Annotated in this window: 14 protein-coding genes; 6 read left to right on the top strand and 8 right to left on the bottom strand. The window is 61.3% G+C overall.

Going from position 1 to position 16,432, the window contains the following annotated elements:
• Nucleotides 1-442: 442 nt before the first annotated feature.
• A complete protein-coding gene (locus LB545_RS29425; protein ID WP_411971096.1) occupies nt 443-958 on the bottom strand; it encodes a ferritin-like domain-containing protein in 516 nt (171 codons plus the stop codon).
• 217 nt (nt 959-1,175) lie between these two features.
• Between LB545_RS29425 and LB545_RS29420 the strand changes: the two genes are divergently transcribed.
• The 6 genes from LB545_RS29420 (at nt 1,176) to LB545_RS29395 (ending at nt 8,870) form a co-directional block, all read left to right on the top strand.
• Nucleotides 1,176-3,617, top strand: coding sequence for an ATP-binding protein (locus tag LB545_RS29420; RefSeq protein WP_140518215.1), 2,442 nt, complete (start codon nt 1,176-1,178; stop codon nt 3,615-3,617).
• 5 nt (nt 3,618-3,622) lie between these two features.
• Nucleotides 3,623-4,000: a response regulator gene (locus LB545_RS29415; protein ID WP_140500731.1), complete on the top strand. Its 378-nt coding sequence runs from the start codon at nt 3,623-3,625 to the stop codon at nt 3,998-4,000.
• Between the two features lie 259 nt (nt 4,001-4,259).
• Nucleotides 4,260-4,652 carry a response regulator transcription factor gene (locus LB545_RS29410; RefSeq protein ID WP_140500730.1) on the top strand — a complete coding sequence of 131 codons (393 nt, stop codon included), beginning with the start codon at nt 4,260-4,262 and terminating at the stop codon, nt 4,650-4,652.
• Nucleotides 4,652-6,406 carry a YaiO family outer membrane beta-barrel protein gene (locus LB545_RS29405; protein ID WP_224706207.1) on the top strand — a complete coding sequence of 585 codons (1,755 nt, stop codon included), beginning with the start codon at nt 4,652-4,654 and terminating at the stop codon, nt 6,404-6,406. The genes LB545_RS29410 and LB545_RS29405 overlap by 1 nt, the downstream gene beginning before the upstream one ends.
• A 2-nt stretch (nt 6,407-6,408) precedes the next feature.
• Entirely contained in the window at nt 6,409-7,446 is a 1,038-nt protein-coding gene (locus tag LB545_RS29400) for a HEAT repeat domain-containing protein (protein ID WP_140657137.1), read from the top strand.
• Nucleotides 7,443-8,870 (top strand): glycosyltransferase family 2 protein, encoded by a 1,428-nt coding sequence (locus LB545_RS29395; RefSeq protein WP_181171776.1) that lies wholly within the window; start codon nt 7,443-7,445, stop codon nt 8,868-8,870. Before LB545_RS29400 ends, LB545_RS29395 begins: the two co-directional genes overlap by 4 nt.
• Before the next feature lie 15 nt (nt 8,871-8,885).
• Here LB545_RS29395 and LB545_RS29390 read toward each other — a convergent pair whose 3' ends face one another.
• The 7 genes from LB545_RS29390 to LB545_RS29360 all read right to left on the bottom strand — a co-directional run bounded on the left by LB545_RS29390 (nt 8,886) and on the right by LB545_RS29360 (nt 16,415).
• Nucleotides 8,886-9,188, bottom strand: a complete 303-nt coding sequence (locus tag LB545_RS29390; protein WP_181165450.1) for an Hpt domain-containing protein — start codon at nt 9,186-9,188, stop codon at nt 8,886-8,888.
• Nucleotides 9,189-9,686: 498 nt separating this feature from the next.
• On the bottom strand, nt 9,687-10,640 hold the full coding sequence (locus tag LB545_RS29385; RefSeq protein WP_281405958.1) for a PleD family two-component system response regulator: 954 nt from the start codon (nt 10,638-10,640) through the stop codon (nt 9,687-9,689).
• Between the two features lie 47 nt (nt 10,641-10,687).
• A complete protein-coding gene (locus LB545_RS29380) occupies nt 10,688-11,725 on the bottom strand; it encodes a chemotaxis response regulator protein-glutamate methylesterase (RefSeq protein ID WP_140500726.1) in 1,038 nt (345 codons plus the stop codon).
• A 22-nt stretch (nt 11,726-11,747) separates the two neighbouring features.
• Nucleotides 11,748-14,015 carry a hybrid sensor histidine kinase/response regulator gene (locus LB545_RS29375; protein WP_140672559.1) on the bottom strand — a complete coding sequence of 756 codons (2,268 nt, stop codon included), beginning with the start codon at nt 14,013-14,015 and terminating at the stop codon, nt 11,748-11,750.
• Nucleotides 14,012-14,716 (bottom strand): chemotaxis protein CheW, encoded by a 705-nt coding sequence (locus LB545_RS29370; RefSeq protein ID WP_140567913.1) that lies wholly within the window; start codon nt 14,714-14,716, stop codon nt 14,012-14,014. Before LB545_RS29370 ends, LB545_RS29375 begins: the two co-directional genes overlap by 4 nt.
• The gene (locus tag LB545_RS29365) at nt 14,716-15,951 is read right to left on the bottom strand and encodes a CheR family methyltransferase (protein ID WP_140500723.1); all 1,236 of its coding nucleotides are present in this window, start codon (nt 15,949-15,951) and stop codon (nt 14,716-14,718) included. The genes LB545_RS29370 and LB545_RS29365 overlap by 1 nt, the downstream gene beginning before the upstream one ends.
• Nucleotides 15,951-16,415 (bottom strand): chemotaxis protein CheW, encoded by a 465-nt coding sequence (locus tag LB545_RS29360; protein WP_140500722.1) that lies wholly within the window; start codon nt 16,413-16,415, stop codon nt 15,951-15,953. Before LB545_RS29360 ends, LB545_RS29365 begins: the two co-directional genes overlap by 1 nt.
• Nucleotides 16,416-16,432: the final 17 nt, after the last annotated feature.

The following is a 16,432-nucleotide window of genomic DNA, read 5'->3' as shown; positions in this document are numbered from 1 at the left end:
GGCATCTGCGCCCGTCAAATGGCTAATATGGTGCGCCACGCGCAAGAATGGGAGCAACCCCGCAATAACACCGAGCGGATTGCTCAACACGCGTCCTGCAACTTCATCGGTCGATGCATCCCCACCTCGTCGGTCACGTGGGCCCTTTGCGATCATGACAGTGAGACCCGAAAGTGCTCTCAACGATGGTGTATTAAGGTCCGCGCATGGGCGGCTGGAAGCCTGAGCGATCAGAGGCACCGGCATGTCTTAATGAGGACGAATACGCCCACTTGCGTAAGGCAGCGCCAAAAGCCTCAGGGCGACCCAGAAGCCGGGCTCAGCCATTGCGGCGAGATCTGACAGAAGTCGCTTCATGTTGCCCCACCCCTGCCCTGACGAATCCGCGGCCGATCATAAACTCGAGACAAGAGTCCGCTCTTGTGGGAGGAGAAGCGGGGTCTTAGCTGCGACTAAGACCCAGCGGCCGGCGCAAGAGCCGCCCAGCGGACCCGATCGCCAGAAAAAAAGTCCGCCCGCGCCATTTGGGCGTCACCGTTTCGCGGCATCGCTGTCGGCCGCGGCGCGAGACAGGAACATCTGCGTCGTCTCGGCGAGGTGGCTCTTGAGCCAATCCGCCATCGCTTCCTCTTCGCGCAGATTGCTCGAAAGTATAGCTGGCGAGCGAGCCCTTCATCACCTCGTCGCCGGCAAACACGCCGCTGATCGACTGGGCCATGGCGGTGAGCTTGCCGCCTGCGTCTTTCATCGCGGAGGATCCCTCTCCGATCCGGTCAAGACAGCTTTTGAGGCGCGAGGCCTGCTGCCGCGTCTCGTCGAGATGCTGACGGATGTGGTTGCGGAGTTCCGGATAGCTTTCGAGGCGTGACAGTTGCCCGGAGAGCATCGTCTCGGCCTGCTCCTCCATGGCGTGAGCGTCTCTCAGCCACTGTATCAACCAGTCGCGCGATTGTGTCATGAAGCTCTCCCTTTGGGTTGCTCGCCCAAACCGCGAGCGGAGAGGATGGTTCCGCCCGGGCTATGGCAGGCTCGGCCAGAGGGCTGTCGACGCGCGGATTAACCACCGACGCGACTTCGAGCAGCGAGCCTCAACTGGCAGAGGGCCGGAGCCTGTAGCTTCTTTAGACCTCGGATAGGTTTTGGCGGTATCTATCGGGAAAAGGAGCGGGAAAGTCATGACCGAGTTCTGGCAGTCACTCCTCGCCAATCTTGCCCTGGTCTCCATCCTCGTGGTCGCCTGGGATCTTGTGGCGGACTTCACCGGGCGTCTGTCGACGCGGATGCAGTCGCTGGTTCTTGGCGTGGTCATGTGCATGGGCGCGATCATTTCCATGGCGACGGGCTTGTCCGTCTCCGGCTTCGTCGTCGATCTCCGCGCCGCCTTCATTGCGGCTGCCGCGTTCTTCGGTGGATGGCCGGCGATGTTCATCGCTACTGCCGGCTCCATTGCCTATCGCATCTATCTCGGTGGACAGGGCGCGAGCGTCGGTGTCGTGGGGATCCTCATCACCGCTATAGTCGGTATTGCGTGGCACCACATCGTTACTGCCCGGTCTCGCACCATGTTCGACATATTCGGACTCGGCGTGTCGGTAGCTTTCGCCGGGCTGATCACGCTCCTGATCATCCCCTCGCAAGTCGTTGCCGACCTGGTGCAGCAGAGCACACTCCCATCACTCGTGTTCCGCTTCCTCAGCACCGTCCTCATAAGCGTTCTGCTGGACCGGCAGCAGCGGCGGCGCGATCTTGCGATGTCCAACATGATCTACCGGGCCATGGTCCGCGAACTCCCGGATTGCCTGAACATTAAGGATGTCGACGGCCGGTTCATCGCCGCCAATCCCGCCACTGCCGAAATGATGCGCGCCGCTTCGGTCGAACAGCTTATCGGCAAGACGGATTTCGATTTCTACTCTAAGGACGTGGCCGAGCGCTTCCGGCAGGATGAGATGGGCGCTCTGGAAGCCGGGCAGACGCTGCGCATCGACCAGCCGGCGGTTTTCCCGGACGGCAGACAAGGCTGGCTCTACACGCTGAAGGCACCGTTCCGCGACGAGACCGGCAAGATCAGCGGCGTCATCACCTACAATCGCGACATCACCGAGCAAAAGCGAAATGCCCAGCTGAAGAACGATTTCATCTCGACGGTCAGCCACGAATTGCGCACCCCACTGACCTCCATCCGCGGCTCACTTGGTTTGATCGCGGCCGGCGTCGCCGGCGAACTGCCGCCCAAGGCCGCCAATCTCGTCAACATCGCCCACACCAACAGTGAAAGGCTGGTTCTTCTCATCAACGACATCCTTGATATGGAGAAGATCGAATCTGGCGTGATCACCTTCAAGATCAGGCAGATGGCTGTCCGCCCGGTCCTGGAACAGGCGATTGCCGCCAGCACCAACTACATGGCCGACAGCCGAATCAGGATCGTCTTGGTCGACGATGCCCCGCGCGCCGAAGCCAACATAGATCCGGATCGCCTGCATCAGGTGATGGCCAACCTGCTGTCGAATGCGATCAAGTTCTCGCACACTGATGGCATCGTCACGGTGAAACTCCATCGTCGTGCCCCCGATATGCTGCGCATCTCGGTCGTGGACCAGGGCGCTGGCATCCCCGAGGCGTTCCGCAGTCGCATATTCGGGAAGTTCGAGCAGGCGGACGCCTCCAGCACTCGCAAGATAGGCGGTACTGGCCTGGGCTTGAGCATCGTCAAGGCCATCACTGAAAAGCTGGGCGGCGGCATCTCCTTCGAAACCGAGGAAGGCAAGGGAACCTCGTTTCACATTGACCTCCCCGAAGCGCACAGGCAGACCGAGAAGCCGGTTTCGGTCGAGCGCCGGGCGCGCAAGCGCGATGGCCGCCTGCGTGTCCTCATCTGCGAGGACGAGCCTGACATTGCTGTGGTGATCGCAGCACTTCTCGATGCAGAAGGCTTTGCCAGCGACGTCGCGCCCGATATCGACACCGCCAAGGCGCTGCTGAGCTCGCGCGACTACGTGGCGCTGACGCTCGACATCAAGCTGGCGGGGGAATCCGGAATCAAGCTCTTCCACGACATACGGGCATCACCGGTGAATTCCGACATTGCGGTCATCGTCATCTCCGCCGTCGCCGACGAGGCCAGGCGCTCGCTGAACGGCAGCGCCGTCGGCATCGTCGACTGGCTGGAGAAGCCGGTGGATTCGAAACGGCTTCACGCCGCTCTTGCCAAGATCGTCGGCCGTAGGGTCGAGCCGAAGCCACAAATCCTGCATGTCGAAGACGATGAGGGCGTGCTTGCGGTGATGTCAGAAGGGCTGGGTTCGGGCGTCTCGATCACCTCGGCGAAGACACTAAAGCAGGCCCAGGAGGCGATCGCCCGCCATCGCTTCGACCTAGTCATCCTGGATATCGCGCTTCCCGACGGATCGGGCCTCGACCTCCTGACCGATCTGCCGCTCGAGACTGCGGTCATCGTGTTCTCGGCGGCGGAACTCGACCAGAAGCTCGGCGATCGGGTGCAGGCGATCATGACCAAGACCAGAGCGTCGGAAATCGATGTGGCAAAGTTGGTACGGAACATGTTGGTTTCGTCCCGCAATGGCACTCGGCCTGCCGCGCACGCCAAGGAGTGATGCTAATGCCCGCAAGGATCCTCTATGTAGACGACGAGGACGATATCCGCGAAATCGCCCAGATGTCGCTGGAGCTCGAGCCGGAATTCGAGGTGCGATCCTGTTCTTCGGGCATGCAGGCGCTGGCCGATGCCGCCGAATGGCGGCCCGACCTCATCCTGCTCGATGTGATGATGCCGGACTTGGACGGACCGGAGACGCTGAGGCGCCTGGCCGAGTCCCGGCCGACGGCGTCGATACCCGTGGTGTTCATCACCGCGCGCACCCAGACGCATGAGGTCGAACGCTATCTGGCTATGGGGGCGGTGGGGGTGATCGCCAAACCTTTCGACCCGCTTGCGCTTGCCGGTGAAGTCAAAAGATTGCTTCTATCGCGCACCTGAGCCGACGTATGGCTTGGCCACCGAGCGCAGTTTGTCTGCACACTGTGCGATGCCGTTCAGGGCTCCTATACCATGTCGCCTTATTCATCTACTGATTGTGCCGAGGTGCAGGCGCAGCGAATCAGGTTGTCTATAATCGTGTGGCATCGGCGGACGTCGATGAGAGAGTCGAGACGAATATTTCTGTCTGCATGGACCGCATTGGCGGATGTCGGTTCATGGGATCACTCCGGGGGGCGACGGAACCGGAGCAAGGCTGGTGAACGGAGCGAAGGCAAGAGTTCTGATTTGCGATGACGATCCCTTGTTGATCGAGCTGATGGAATTCAGGCTCAGGGCAAAGGGATATGAGGTCATCAAAGCAGTAGACGGGGCGGAAGCGCTCTCGAAGGCAGAGCATGAGGCGCCGGATATCATCGTGCTCGACGCGATGATGCCCAAGGCCGACGGCCTGGAGGTCCTTGCCCGCATCAAGGGCGATCCGGCTTTGTCCGAAACCCCGGTCGTCATGCTGACCGCCCGCAAGGGCGAAAGGGACATCGTCTCGGCCCTCGAAAAAGGAGCCGACGACTACCTTGTGAAGCCATTCATCCCCGAGGAGCTTCTGGCGCGGTTGGCGCGTCTGCTCGCGCGAAAGAGCGGGAAACGCTGATGCGGCGCTGCCGGTGCGCAGCCCTTGGCGCATGTCTGATCCTGGCGATCGCTGCGCCCCAGGGCGCGGTGCTGGCGCAGACGGTGGATGAACTTTACGAGTTCGGCGTCAAGGCCAGGCAAGCGCAGCATTTTGACGAGGCGGTGGAGTTTTTACGGCGCGCCCTTGCGCTTAAACCCGATAACGCCGACGCCTTGGTGCAACTCGGTTTTGCCGAACTCGGCCGCGACAATCTGTCGGCAGCGCGCGACGCTTTTTCCAATGCCCTGTCCTTGGCCCCAACCTATCGGGACGCCAGCTTTGGCATGGCTGAGGTCGAGTTCCGCTCGGGCAATCTGGATGCCGCGCTTCCGCTAGCCGAAACGGCCCTGCGGGCCGAGCCCAGCAACGCTGACGCCGCCACGCTTATCGCGAATATCCAGAAGGCGAAGCAAGCCGCCGGCAGTGAGGTGAGACGGTCTCCCGCGGTTCCGGCGCCGACAAAGAAACCGACTAGCCGGCGGCGCGATCCCGTCGCCGGTCTGATGGAGCAGGGCAGACGCCTGCGAGCGGCGGGAAAGCTGCCCGAGGCGGAGAAAGTCTATCGCCGGGCACTGGGACTGGCGCCGAAGAACACCGACATCCTCGTCGCCCTTGGCCTGGTCGTCGGCTCCAGCCAAAGCTTCGACGAGGCGGGGCTTTTCTTCGACCGCGCGCTTGCGATCAAGCCGGGCCTTCTCGACGCGCGGCTCGGCAAGGTGCGCCTGGCGATCTGGCGGGGCGACGCGCCGAGCGCCCGCCGCTTGGTCGATGGCGTGCTGGCCTCAGTGCCAGGCAATGTCGAGGCGCTCGAGCTGGATGCGAGAGTGGCTTTGCTCGAGGCCGATTACACGCGGGCCGGGCAGTCGTTCCAGCGCGTGCTTGCGGCCGATCCGCGCAATGCCGAGGCGCTGGTCGGGCTCGGCGATGTGCGCCGCGCCGAGGGTAAAGAGGAGGACGCGCGGGATGCCTACAGCCAAGCGCTCGCCGTCGAGCCTGGCTCTTTCGATATCGAGCAAAGGCTGGCCGTGCCGCCGCCGCGCAAATGGCGGCTCGACCTCGGCAGCGAGGTGAGCGATCTCACCAGCGGGCTCGGCGACTGGACCGACAGTTCGGCTGGCCTTTCCTATCGGCTGTCGCCGCGCACCACGATTTCCGGTCGCACCCGGCTGGCCACACGCTTCGGCCGCACCGACGTCCAGATCGAAGGTCGTATCGACCAGGCCTTCTCGCCGGCGTTCTCTGCCTATGCTCTGGCGGCGGCAACGCCGGACGCTGATTTCCTCGCGCGCTATTCGATCGGCGCCGGGGCTTCGTGGCAGGTCATGGCGCCGGCAAAGGCGTTCGGCCCGCTTTCGCTCAACATCGACGCCCGCTACGACAATTTCGCCGACACAAATGTCACCAGCATCTCGCCATGGGTGCAGACCTCTATCCTAGACGGCCGCCTGGGGCTTTCCGCCCGCTGGGTTCATGCGCAGGATGATATCGGCACGGGCGCAGACGGTTATGTGCTTCGCGTCGACCTTGCTGCGACACCGCACTTCAACGTGTTCGGCGGTTATGCCGACGCTCCCGAAATCTCCGACGGCACGCTGGTGCCGACGCGCACGGTGTTTGGTGGTGTTTCCTGGGACATCAGCGATCCGCTGACGTTGCGCGCCAGCATCGCGCATGAAGAACGACCGAGATTCGACCGGAATACATTCGGTCTCGGCCTGACCGCGCGGTTCTGACCATGTGGTACATCTGGGATCTCTCCATACTGCTCAGCGCTCTTTCGCTGGTGATCATGCTGTTCCTGATCGCGAGACGCGTCCTGCAGGAGCGCCGGAGCAAGGCTGCGGCCGACCAGCGGCGTCAGCTTCTGACTGCGCTGATCGCCTTCACCGAGAACCGAGACCGCGAGGTGTTGAAAACGACCATTCTTTCGGTATCGGCAGGCGTGGCGATCAATACCGGCTTCGAGTTCATTTCGCTTTTGCGCGGCGAGGAGCACGACGATGTCCTTGCTGCTTTCAAGGAATGTGGCCTGCCGGCCCTTGTCGGCAGGCAACTGGAAAAGGGCAACGGCGCCGAACGCATCCATGCGGCCGAGATGCTGGCGGCGCTGCGCTCGGAAGGTGCGGTGGCAAGCCTGCTTTCCGCGCTCAACCACGACCGCTCGCGCGAGGTCAGGATCGCCGTCGCCATAGCGCTCTGCGATCTGAACAGCCTGCCGCCGCTCGGCATTGCGCTGCGCAAGATCGGCGTGGCCGGGCAGCGCTCGCGACGCCTGATCGAGCTGTTCAGGCGCTTTCCGCACGCGCGCCTGGAGGAACTGGCGGACCATGCCGCGCGCGCCGACGCCGTGCCCTTCATAAGGGCGGCCGCGATCGACGCATTGGCCCGCGCCGGCGGCTTCCGCTTCGCCGATCTCTTCGCCCGCTTGGCCGACGACGCCTCGTCCGAGGTTGCCGCGGCGGCACTGCGGGCGCTCGGCCTCACCGGAAATGCCGACGCGCCGGCGATCCTCTCGACCGCGATGACAAAAGGCGACTGGGAGGTACGCAGCGCGGCCGCCGATGCCGCCGGCCGCCTGGGCCTCGCCGAACTTGGCCGGCCGCTATCCAAGCTGATGGGCGACGAGGTGTGGAACGTGCGCTATGCCGCCGCCAACGCGCTGCGCTCCTTCGGCCAGCCGGGAGAGCGGTTGCTGCGCCAGATTGCCGACAGTGAGGTCTCGCGCAGCCAGCGCACCGCCTCGCTCATTCTTGCCGAGGGACCGGCCGTATGATCGCCGACTGGAGCGACGAGATCGTTCTTGCCGCCACCATCTTGTCTTGGTTCATCATCGGGGCCGGGCTGGCGCAGACGACGATATACCTCCTGCAGCTCATCGTCGCCGGCTATGCATTGTCCAAGCGCCCACCGGTCGCGCGCTCGGCGCTGCTTTGGCACCGCTATGGCGATGTCGCGCCGCCGATCGCGCTATTGGTGCCCGCCTACAACGAGGCCTTGAACGTGGTCGAGAGCGTCCATTCCATGCTGGCGCTCGAATATCCCAATTTCGAGGTCATCGTCATCAACGACGGCTCGAAAGACGAGACCTTGCTGCGCCTCATCGAGGCGTTCAAGCTGGTAAAGTTCCATCGGCCCTATGAGGAGGCGCTCGCGCACAATCCAATCCGCGGCCTCTATTCGTCACCGACGACCGAGCGGCTGTTCGTCGTCGACAAGGAGAACGGCGGCAAGGCCGACGCCCAGAACGCCGGCATCAATGTCTGTCGCGCGCCGCTCTTTTGTGTCATCGACGGCGACTCTATCCTTGAGCCCGACGCGCTGATGCGTGCCGCCCAGCCATTCATCGACGACCCCGAGCGCACCATTGCCGTCGGCGGCACGATCCGCATCGCCAACGGCTCCAGGATCGAGGCAGGCAGGGTGCGCGAGGTCCGTCTGCCACGCCGTCTGTTGCCACTGCTCCAGGTGGTCGAATACCTGCGCGCCTTCCTGATGGCGCGGCTTGCCTGGAGCCGCATCAACACACTGATGCTGGTCTCCGGCGCTTTTGGCATGTTTCGCCGGGCCGAAGTGGTGGCGGTCGGCGGCTTCACCAAGGGTTCGATGGGCGAGGACCTCGACCTCGTCATCAAGCTGCACCGCTATATGCGGGATAAAAAGCGCAAATACCGCATCCAGTTCATTCCGGAGCCGGTGTGCTGGACCGAGGCGCCGGAATCGCTGAGCGTCCTTGCCCGGCAGCGCACGCGCTGGCAGCGCGGCTCGCTCGAATGCTTCTTCCGCTACCGCTCCATGCTCTTCAACCCGCGCTATGGCCGCGTCGGCTTTCTCGGCTTCGGCCACATCTTCATTGTCGACGTTCTGGGACCGGTGGCGGAGGTGCTGGGCTATATCCTCATCCCCGCCTTCTGGCTGCTCGGTGTCCTTTCGGCCGAATATCTTCTGGCCTTCACCTCGCTCATCTTCACCTATGGCGTCTGCGTGAGCGTATGCTCCCTCGTTCTCGAAGAGGCCGAGTTGCAGCGTTTTCCCCGCGCCAGGGACCTCGCGGTATTGACGGCGGTCGCCGTGATCGAGAATTTCGGCTACCGCCAGCTCAACAATTTCTGGCGCGTGAAGGGCTGGTGGCAATTTCTTCGGGCCGACCAGAGCTGGGGTGAGATGACCAGGACCGGCCTGGGCGGCGCGAAGAAGTGAGCCCCGTCTGCTGAGTCACTTCAGCGTCCGCTCGATCTCCGTGATAAGCGCATCGAGTGCGGCGTGCGAGGCCCCATCGTCCGCCTGCTCGATCAGCAATGTCTCCAACGCCGATGCCCGCGCGCTGATCTCCGCAAACCCGAATGTCCCCGCGGCCCCGGCGAGCGAGTGCGCGGTGGGAATCAGGGTGTCGTTGGAGCCCACTGACGGGCCTCTCTGACGCGCCGCCCTCAACTCCGCGAGTTGAGTGGCGCACCGAGCCAGGAAACGCTGTCGTAAGGGGGCGAAGGGATCATTCAGAATGGAAGGGGCCTCCATGGATGGCTTTAGAGGTATTCAAGCAGAAAACTCGGTGGAGTGGAACGAACTGCTTGCGGTCCACGCTCCTGTCAGAGCAGAACCGCGGCGCCCGCTTCAGCCAAATGCAATCTCGCGAGCTGTTACACTAAACAGTAGCTTTGCGCCGCAGGTCAGTCATTGAGCTGGCCCCGACGAGCCAAGAGATTCGAGCGAACAGGAGAACTCGCATGTTCCCACCCAGAACCGACGCCAAGCAGTTATTGGCGATGAGTTTTTGATGTCCAACCGCGGAATGAGCGAGCTGGTCGGCATAGACCTTCTTGAAGGCCGGCGAGCGGGGTGCATTCAACGTATTTTCGAATGTTTGGAGCCTGCTGCGGTATTCGGATAGGCCGACAGGTCGGCGGCCGCAGCACGTCCGCTATCATGCAATTGGCGAAAGTGTAGCATCCTGCCGCCATGAGCTCACGACCGGCAATACGGCTTGCATGGCCCAACAGTTTGCCTAGCCACTCGTCAAGCGCGGGACATCTGAAGCGCAATACGATTTCGTCCTTCCGATTTGGCACGAAAAAGAGCCAGATCGGCGGCATTGACGAAATCCTTCGGCGTTTCGTTCTCGGTGGGCACCGCTGTTGCGACGCCAACGCTGATGGTCACGCGATCCGAGCCGTGGGGTATGTTCAGCTCCCGCACGCTCTGGACGAGCTGCTCTGCGATCGCACTGGATTGTTCCAGTAAAGTGTCGACCAGCACGATGACGAACTCTTCGCCTCCGTACCGCGCAGCGAGATCGGTGGAACGGCCGGAACCGCTCTGGATTACGCGGGCGATTTGCTTGAGCACCTCGTCGCCGGCCATATGGCCATAGGTATCATTGTATCGTTTGAAGTTGTCGGCATCGATCATCAACAGCGACAATGGGGATTGTGCGCGAAAAGCACGCTTCCATTCAGACGCCAGATATTCGTCAAAATAGCGCCTGTTGCCGAGGCCCGTCAGGCCATCGATCCGCGTCAGACGTTCAAGCTCGAGATTAGCACTGATCAGCTGTCGCTGGCTTTCCCTTAGCGCTCGGTATGCAGCTTCTCGCTGGACGTGATCCAGATAGGCCCGCGTGTGATATCGAACGCGTGCAATCAGCTCGATACGATCCGGAAGCTTTACGAGATAATCGTTCGCTCCCGCAGCGAACGCTTCGCCCTTGGTGGCTGGGTCTTCCTTGCTCGACAGCACAATGACTGGTACCGCGCGTGTCGAAGCATGCTTCCGGTATTCTCGCACCAGATGCAGCCCATCGACCCCGGGCATGACGAGATCCTGCAGGATGACGGTTGGCTTTACCTCGTCGGCGACCGTGATCGCTCTCAATGGGTCGGTGCAGAAGTGTAACGAGATATCAGGCTCGCTGGCTAGAGCGCGCCTGACCGCCTCGCAAACCATGATCTGGTCATCGATGAGCAGAACCATGGATGAATAGTTATCTGCAAGTGGTGGGACCAGCTGTGGTTCTAGCGTCATCGGACGAACCCTTTCACCTGGAGCGCTGAAAGGGCTTCGATTATGCGTGAGCCGATCGCACTCAAAGGAAGAATATCAACAGCCGCGCCGACATCGGCGGCGGCCTTCGGCATGCCGTAGACGGCGCTGGTTGCTCTATCCTGCGCGATTGTGAGATGCCCCTTGTCGCGGAGCTGTCTCAACCCGTGCGCACCATCCCTGCCCATGCCTGTGAGCAGGACTCCAATCACCGAGCCAGGCCACCATTGCGCGGCACTTTCGAAGAACACATCTACGGACGGCCGATAAACGCTGTCCTCGGGGCTAGGCGTATAGCCAAGTTGCTGAGCTGACTTGAAAACCAGATGATCCGCGGAACTGGCAATGAGAACGGTGCCCGCTTGAGGACTATCGTTTTCCCGCGCTGGACGGATCGGGAGAGGCGTATGCTGGCCGAGCCAATCAGCAAGGCCTGGAACGAATTGGGCATCGAGATGCTGTACGAGCACGATGGCGGCGGCGAAATCAACGGGAAACGCGCTCAGGACTGCGGCAACGGCGGCCGGCCCGCCAGCAGAGGCACCGATTGCAATTAGCCGTCGAGCTGTCGGCTCAGCCGCACGGGACATCCTCCTTCTTGCCTTGCCCGGCGCATCGCCGATCAGCTTGCCGATCGTTGCTATCTTGTTGGTCAACAGCCGTGCGGATTGCGAGGACGCATCACCTTCGATGCCTACTGAGGGAATATCGACGGCGTCGAGCGCGCCATGCCCCATCGCTTCGTAGACGCCGGCGACGTTGGCTTCGATACTGGCTGTCACCAGCAAGATTGAACATGGGGTTTCCGCCATGATTCTGCGGGTCGCTTCCACCCCGTCCATCTCTGGCATCGCTAGATCCATGAGTATCAGATCCGGCAGATCACGTCTGCAGACCTCGACCGCCTCACGCCCATTGGTCGCAATCCATGCGACTTGGTGTTCGCCGGTCGACATGACCAGCCGGCGCAGAAGTTCAACCGCCATCGGCATGTCGTTGACTACGCCAATTCTCATTCGTTGGTCGCCAATTTCGATCTCATTCAGTCGCCTCGCCGATCATGTCCACGACGGCATGGATCAGCGCCTCGTCCTGAAAGGTACTCTTGGTCAGATAATAGTCGGCACCGGCGTCAAGCCCGCGCGAGCGGTCTTCTTCCCGATCCTTGTATGAAACGATCATGATGGGTGTGTTCCTGAGATGGACGTCCTTTCTGATCAGGCTCACCAGTTCGATACCATCCATGCGCGGCATGTCTATGTCAGTGACGACGAGATCAAAAGGACCAGATCGGACGGCATTCCACCCGTCCATACCGTCGACTGCCACTTCGACGTCATAACCGTGATTGCCCAGCATCTTGCGCTGGAGTTCGCGAACCGTGAGTGAATCGTCAATCACCAGCACGCGCTTGCGTCTGCTCGGTCCGGGACCGCCCGCGGCTCGCCGAAGGGCTCGAAATCCGCTGGACGACGCAAGCTTTTCCACCGATCGAACCAGATCATCGACGTCGAAGATCAGAACAGGCGAACCGTCCTCCATCAGGGCCGCTGCGCTGATGTCCTTGATCTTGGCAAACCGGGAATCGAGAGGTCTGATCACCAGTTCGCGTTCCCCGAGAAAACGGTCGACGATTACGCCGTAGGCGTCCCCCCGACCCGTTTCCACCACGACGACCGAGAGTTCCTCTGCTTCGGACGCAGACTCTCCTCGATCCAGCACCTCGCGCGCTGTCACCAACCCGATCTGTCGATCGTTCAAGCGAAAATGCGGGCGGCCCTGCAGGAGGTTGATCTCCACCCGCTGCAATTTCATTGTCTTGGAGATGGCAGCGAGTGGAAACGCATAGGGCTCCCCATCGACTTCGACGAGTAAGGTGCGCAGGACTGACAACGTCAGCGGCAGTTGCAGTTGAAACCGGGTTCCTCGACCAAATTCCGAGGAGACGCTCGTGATTCCGCGGACCTCCTTCGTCATCGCCTGCACTGCGTCGAGTCCCACGCCACGGCCGGAGACGTCGGACAGGCCAACTTTCATCGAAAAGCCGGGCAGAAAAAGGAATGCCAGCAATTCCGTTTCGCTGAGCGCGTCGGCGCTTTCCCTGGTTGCAAACTGCCGGGCGACGACAGTCTCGCGCAGCTTCGAGAGCTCGATCCCTCTGCCGTCGTCCACCACGGCTATTTGCAGCAGTCCGGCATTGTGCCTCGCTTCGAGCCTGATGAGTCCCTCTTCGGGTTTGCCGGTTGCGAGGCGCTCATCAGGCGGTTCAAGCCCATGGTCTACCGCGTTGCGCAGAAGATGCCCCAAGGGGGCATCCAGCTGCTCGAGGATATCGCGGTCGATGCCGGTCGAGCCGCCTACGATCTCCAGTCGCACCTGCTTGCCAAGTGTACGACCGAGGTCGCGGACCGTTCTTGCGTAGTGTCTCACCCCGTCTTCAAAAGGTCGCATCCGGCTCGCCAACGTCTCCTCGTACAATCGGTTGGCAAGATCGGTGGCTTTCCGATCGACTGAATCCAACTCATCGAGACGCTCCGCCAAGAAGGCTTGGCTCAACCGAAGCTTTCGCTGCGTTTCAACCAGCGCCTCCACCACAGCCGCATCTTTTGCGACCGGCAGCAGCACTGCATCGAGATTGTCGAACGCACTTGCGATGTCTGATTGAAGGCGCTTCAGCCGCAGCAGCCCGTCAGCGAATGGCCTGAGCCGCCGAGCTTCCATCAGCGACTCGCCGGCCAAACCGAGCAATCGGTTCAGGCTGTCTGCCGTCACCCGAACCATTCTATCTGAGCTGATGCTCCCTCGGGCTTGAGCTTTCGGCTCGACAAGGGGGTTCGCTGACGAGGTTGCCGCCGGCTCCTTTCGGCTATGCTCTGGGGTTGCGAAATCAGCTGCCGAATCTTGGGGTGCGGGCTCGGGGAGGGACAGTTCCTCGAACTTCGCCAGAAAGCTTTCGACTTCCGGGTTGACGCTCTCGTTCGATGATCCCGATGCGATCAATTTCAGAAGGTCAGAGCCTTGCAGAAGCGCATCTATATGCTCCTTGCGTACCCTCAGATGCCCACGTTGCGCGGCGACCAAGCAATCTTCCATTGCATTTGCAACTTTGACGGCGGGCGTCAGATCGATAATGCGGGCTGCTCCTTTCAGCGAATGCGCGGCCCGCATGCATTCTTCCAGGGCGTCGGTGGCGACAGGATCGCGTTCGAGCGCTAGAAGGCCGGAGGTCAAAGCCTGTGATTGCGTCTCCAGTTCGGCCTGGAAAAGGCTCAACATCGAAACCTGACTGAAGTCCTCATCTGTCATGCCATGCTCCGATCCATCATCGTGAGCAGTTGTCCCGGGTCGAGACAGCCAACAGCCCGTTCACGCCAGGGCAAAACGGCAACAGTAGCCGCCGACAGAGTCTTGCCGATCGTAGCGGGCACAGCGAGAGTGTCGCGTGCGCGGTAGCGATGTAAGCCGTGGACCTCATCAACCGTGAAAGCAACCCGCTTGTCCCGCTCGCCCACCACGACGAGGCGGCGAAATATCTTGGCTCGTCTGCCTTGTTCCTCCTCCTTGGGTTCGTCGATCCCGAGCAATTCAGCGAGCGACAGGCAAATCAGCAATTCGCCCCGGACATTGGCGATGCCGAGCACTGCACTATTCCTGCGGTGTGGAAGGGAATGAACGGGACGGGATTCAGCCACTTCATGAAAAATGCCAGCTGGAAGCGCCAGCCATTCGTTCCCCAACCGGAAGAGAACGGCCGTCTGCAGCGCTTCATCGTCCGTTGAAACGACCGCTGCACGACCAGCGTCATCAGGCCATTCGCCGCGATATGCCGAGGGCGCCGCACGATCAAGGAGGCGCCGTGCAATCTTCCTATAGGTCGGGCAATTCCGGCAGTGGAGATGCTGCTCCAGTTGGGGACAGGACTTGTCACCCCGAACGCCTATCCGCCGCCAGCAGTCGTCGATTTCAATCTGCTCCACTGGCAGAGCGATCCTTGTCGAAGCCGGCATCAGGTGCCGCTCCTTTTCTGGACCCGGACCAGCCTTCCGGCCAGCGCCTCGGCGCCGCTGTGGTCGCCTTGCTTGCGAAGCAGCAAAGCCAGGTGGACCAGAGCCTCTCGATGATTTGGCGCGAGATAGAGTGCCTTGCGATAGCTTTGCGCGGCCTTGGATGCAGCGCCATCCGCATCCTGAACGAGGCCCAGCAGATAGAAGATTTGCGCGGAAGGACCGAATTTCTCGAGATGGGCGAGGGCGACCTCCTGTGCCTCCTTTACCCGACCCGCATTGGCGATCCGTTCAACCGCGACTAGGCTTTCCGAGACCTGATCAACGGGCTTGGCCAGGGCCGGCGCACTGTTTTCCTTGCCGACGGTCAGTCGTGGCGGAAGAACGGGCTTGCTCTTGTTGAGCTTCGGGGTTGATGTCCGCACCGGGATAGCAGTTGTCGGCGCCGCGGCCTTGATGGGCTCCGATTCCAGGAAGGCAAAGGCCAAGGGCCATTCAGCGGAAATAAAGCCATGCAGCCTTGGAAGTGCTGCTTCCGCGGGACCGACCAGAAGAAGTCCGTCCGTGGCCAAGAGATCTTTCAGGCGGGTCAATGCGCGATCCTGCAGTTCGCGATTGAAATAGATCAGCAAATTCCGACAGAGTAGGATGTCATAGACCTCTTGCCCAAAAATTGCGCGAGTACCGAATAGGTTGCCGACCCTGAAGCGAACCTGTTTCAGCACCGCAGCACTGGGCCGCAACCCACCCTCGACCGCTTCGAAATAGCGGTCCCTGAATTCGAGATAGCTGCCGCGAAAGGAATTGCGCCCGTAGACGGCACGTTCAGCCAACGCGATATTGCGGGTACTGACGTCCACCGCATCGATGTTGAACTCGTGCGCTTCAAAGCCGGCATCGAACATGGCCATTGCGACCGAATAGGCCTCTTCACCGGTTGAACATGGCAGGCTCAAGACTTTTGTCGGCTGAGCACGCTTGTGCACGCGCGCATGCCGCGCCAACATCGTGAACGCTTCTCGGTCGCGAAAGAACCAAGTCTCCGGGATCACCACCGCATTGATCAGCTCCTGCAGCTCCTGCGGGGAACCGGTCAAGTGTTCCCTATAGGCCTGAGGATTGGCAATCCGGCACGCTGCCATCCGGTCTCTGACCGCCTGACGGACCACTGTCGGGCCAACGCTGGCACTGTCCAGTCCAATGGTTTCCATCAGGAGCTTTTCTATTGCGCCGGTCATTAAACACTCATCGCGGCCTGGCGGAGCAATGCGGTACGAATCTCTTCCGAAAGCAGCGCTTCCGCTTTGACCCACTGAATGATCTCCGTGCCATCCGAAGCCACCGGACCAAGATAAGACGGCGTTTCTGGCTCGAGGCCGAACGGCGCGAAGTCGGCAGGGTCTCGCTCGACCGTATCCGTCACCCGTTCCGCGACCAACCCAAGCAGGCGTTGCTCGCCATCTCGCGCCGGGTAGCGCGTAACAACGATCCGGGTGCTCAATAGGCGCTCCGATGGCCGGCCAAGCGCAAGAAGAGTAACATCGATGAGAGGGATGGGTATTCCGTTATAACTGACCAGACCGACCACACCGGTTGGCGCACCCGGCAGAACTTTCACATCGATATAGGGCAGCACCTCTTCAATTTGGTGGACATCGATCAAGTAGCGATCCGAACCCATACTGAAGGCGAGGAATAGCATTATCACCTCCTACTGCC

Source organism: Mesorhizobium sp. BR1-1-6 (assembly GCF_020165355.1).
Classification (GTDB): Bacteria; Pseudomonadota; Alphaproteobacteria; order Rhizobiales; family Rhizobiaceae; genus Mesorhizobium.
Note: the sequence above shows the minus strand (reverse complement) of the source record. Positions and strands in the feature narration are given on the sequence as shown.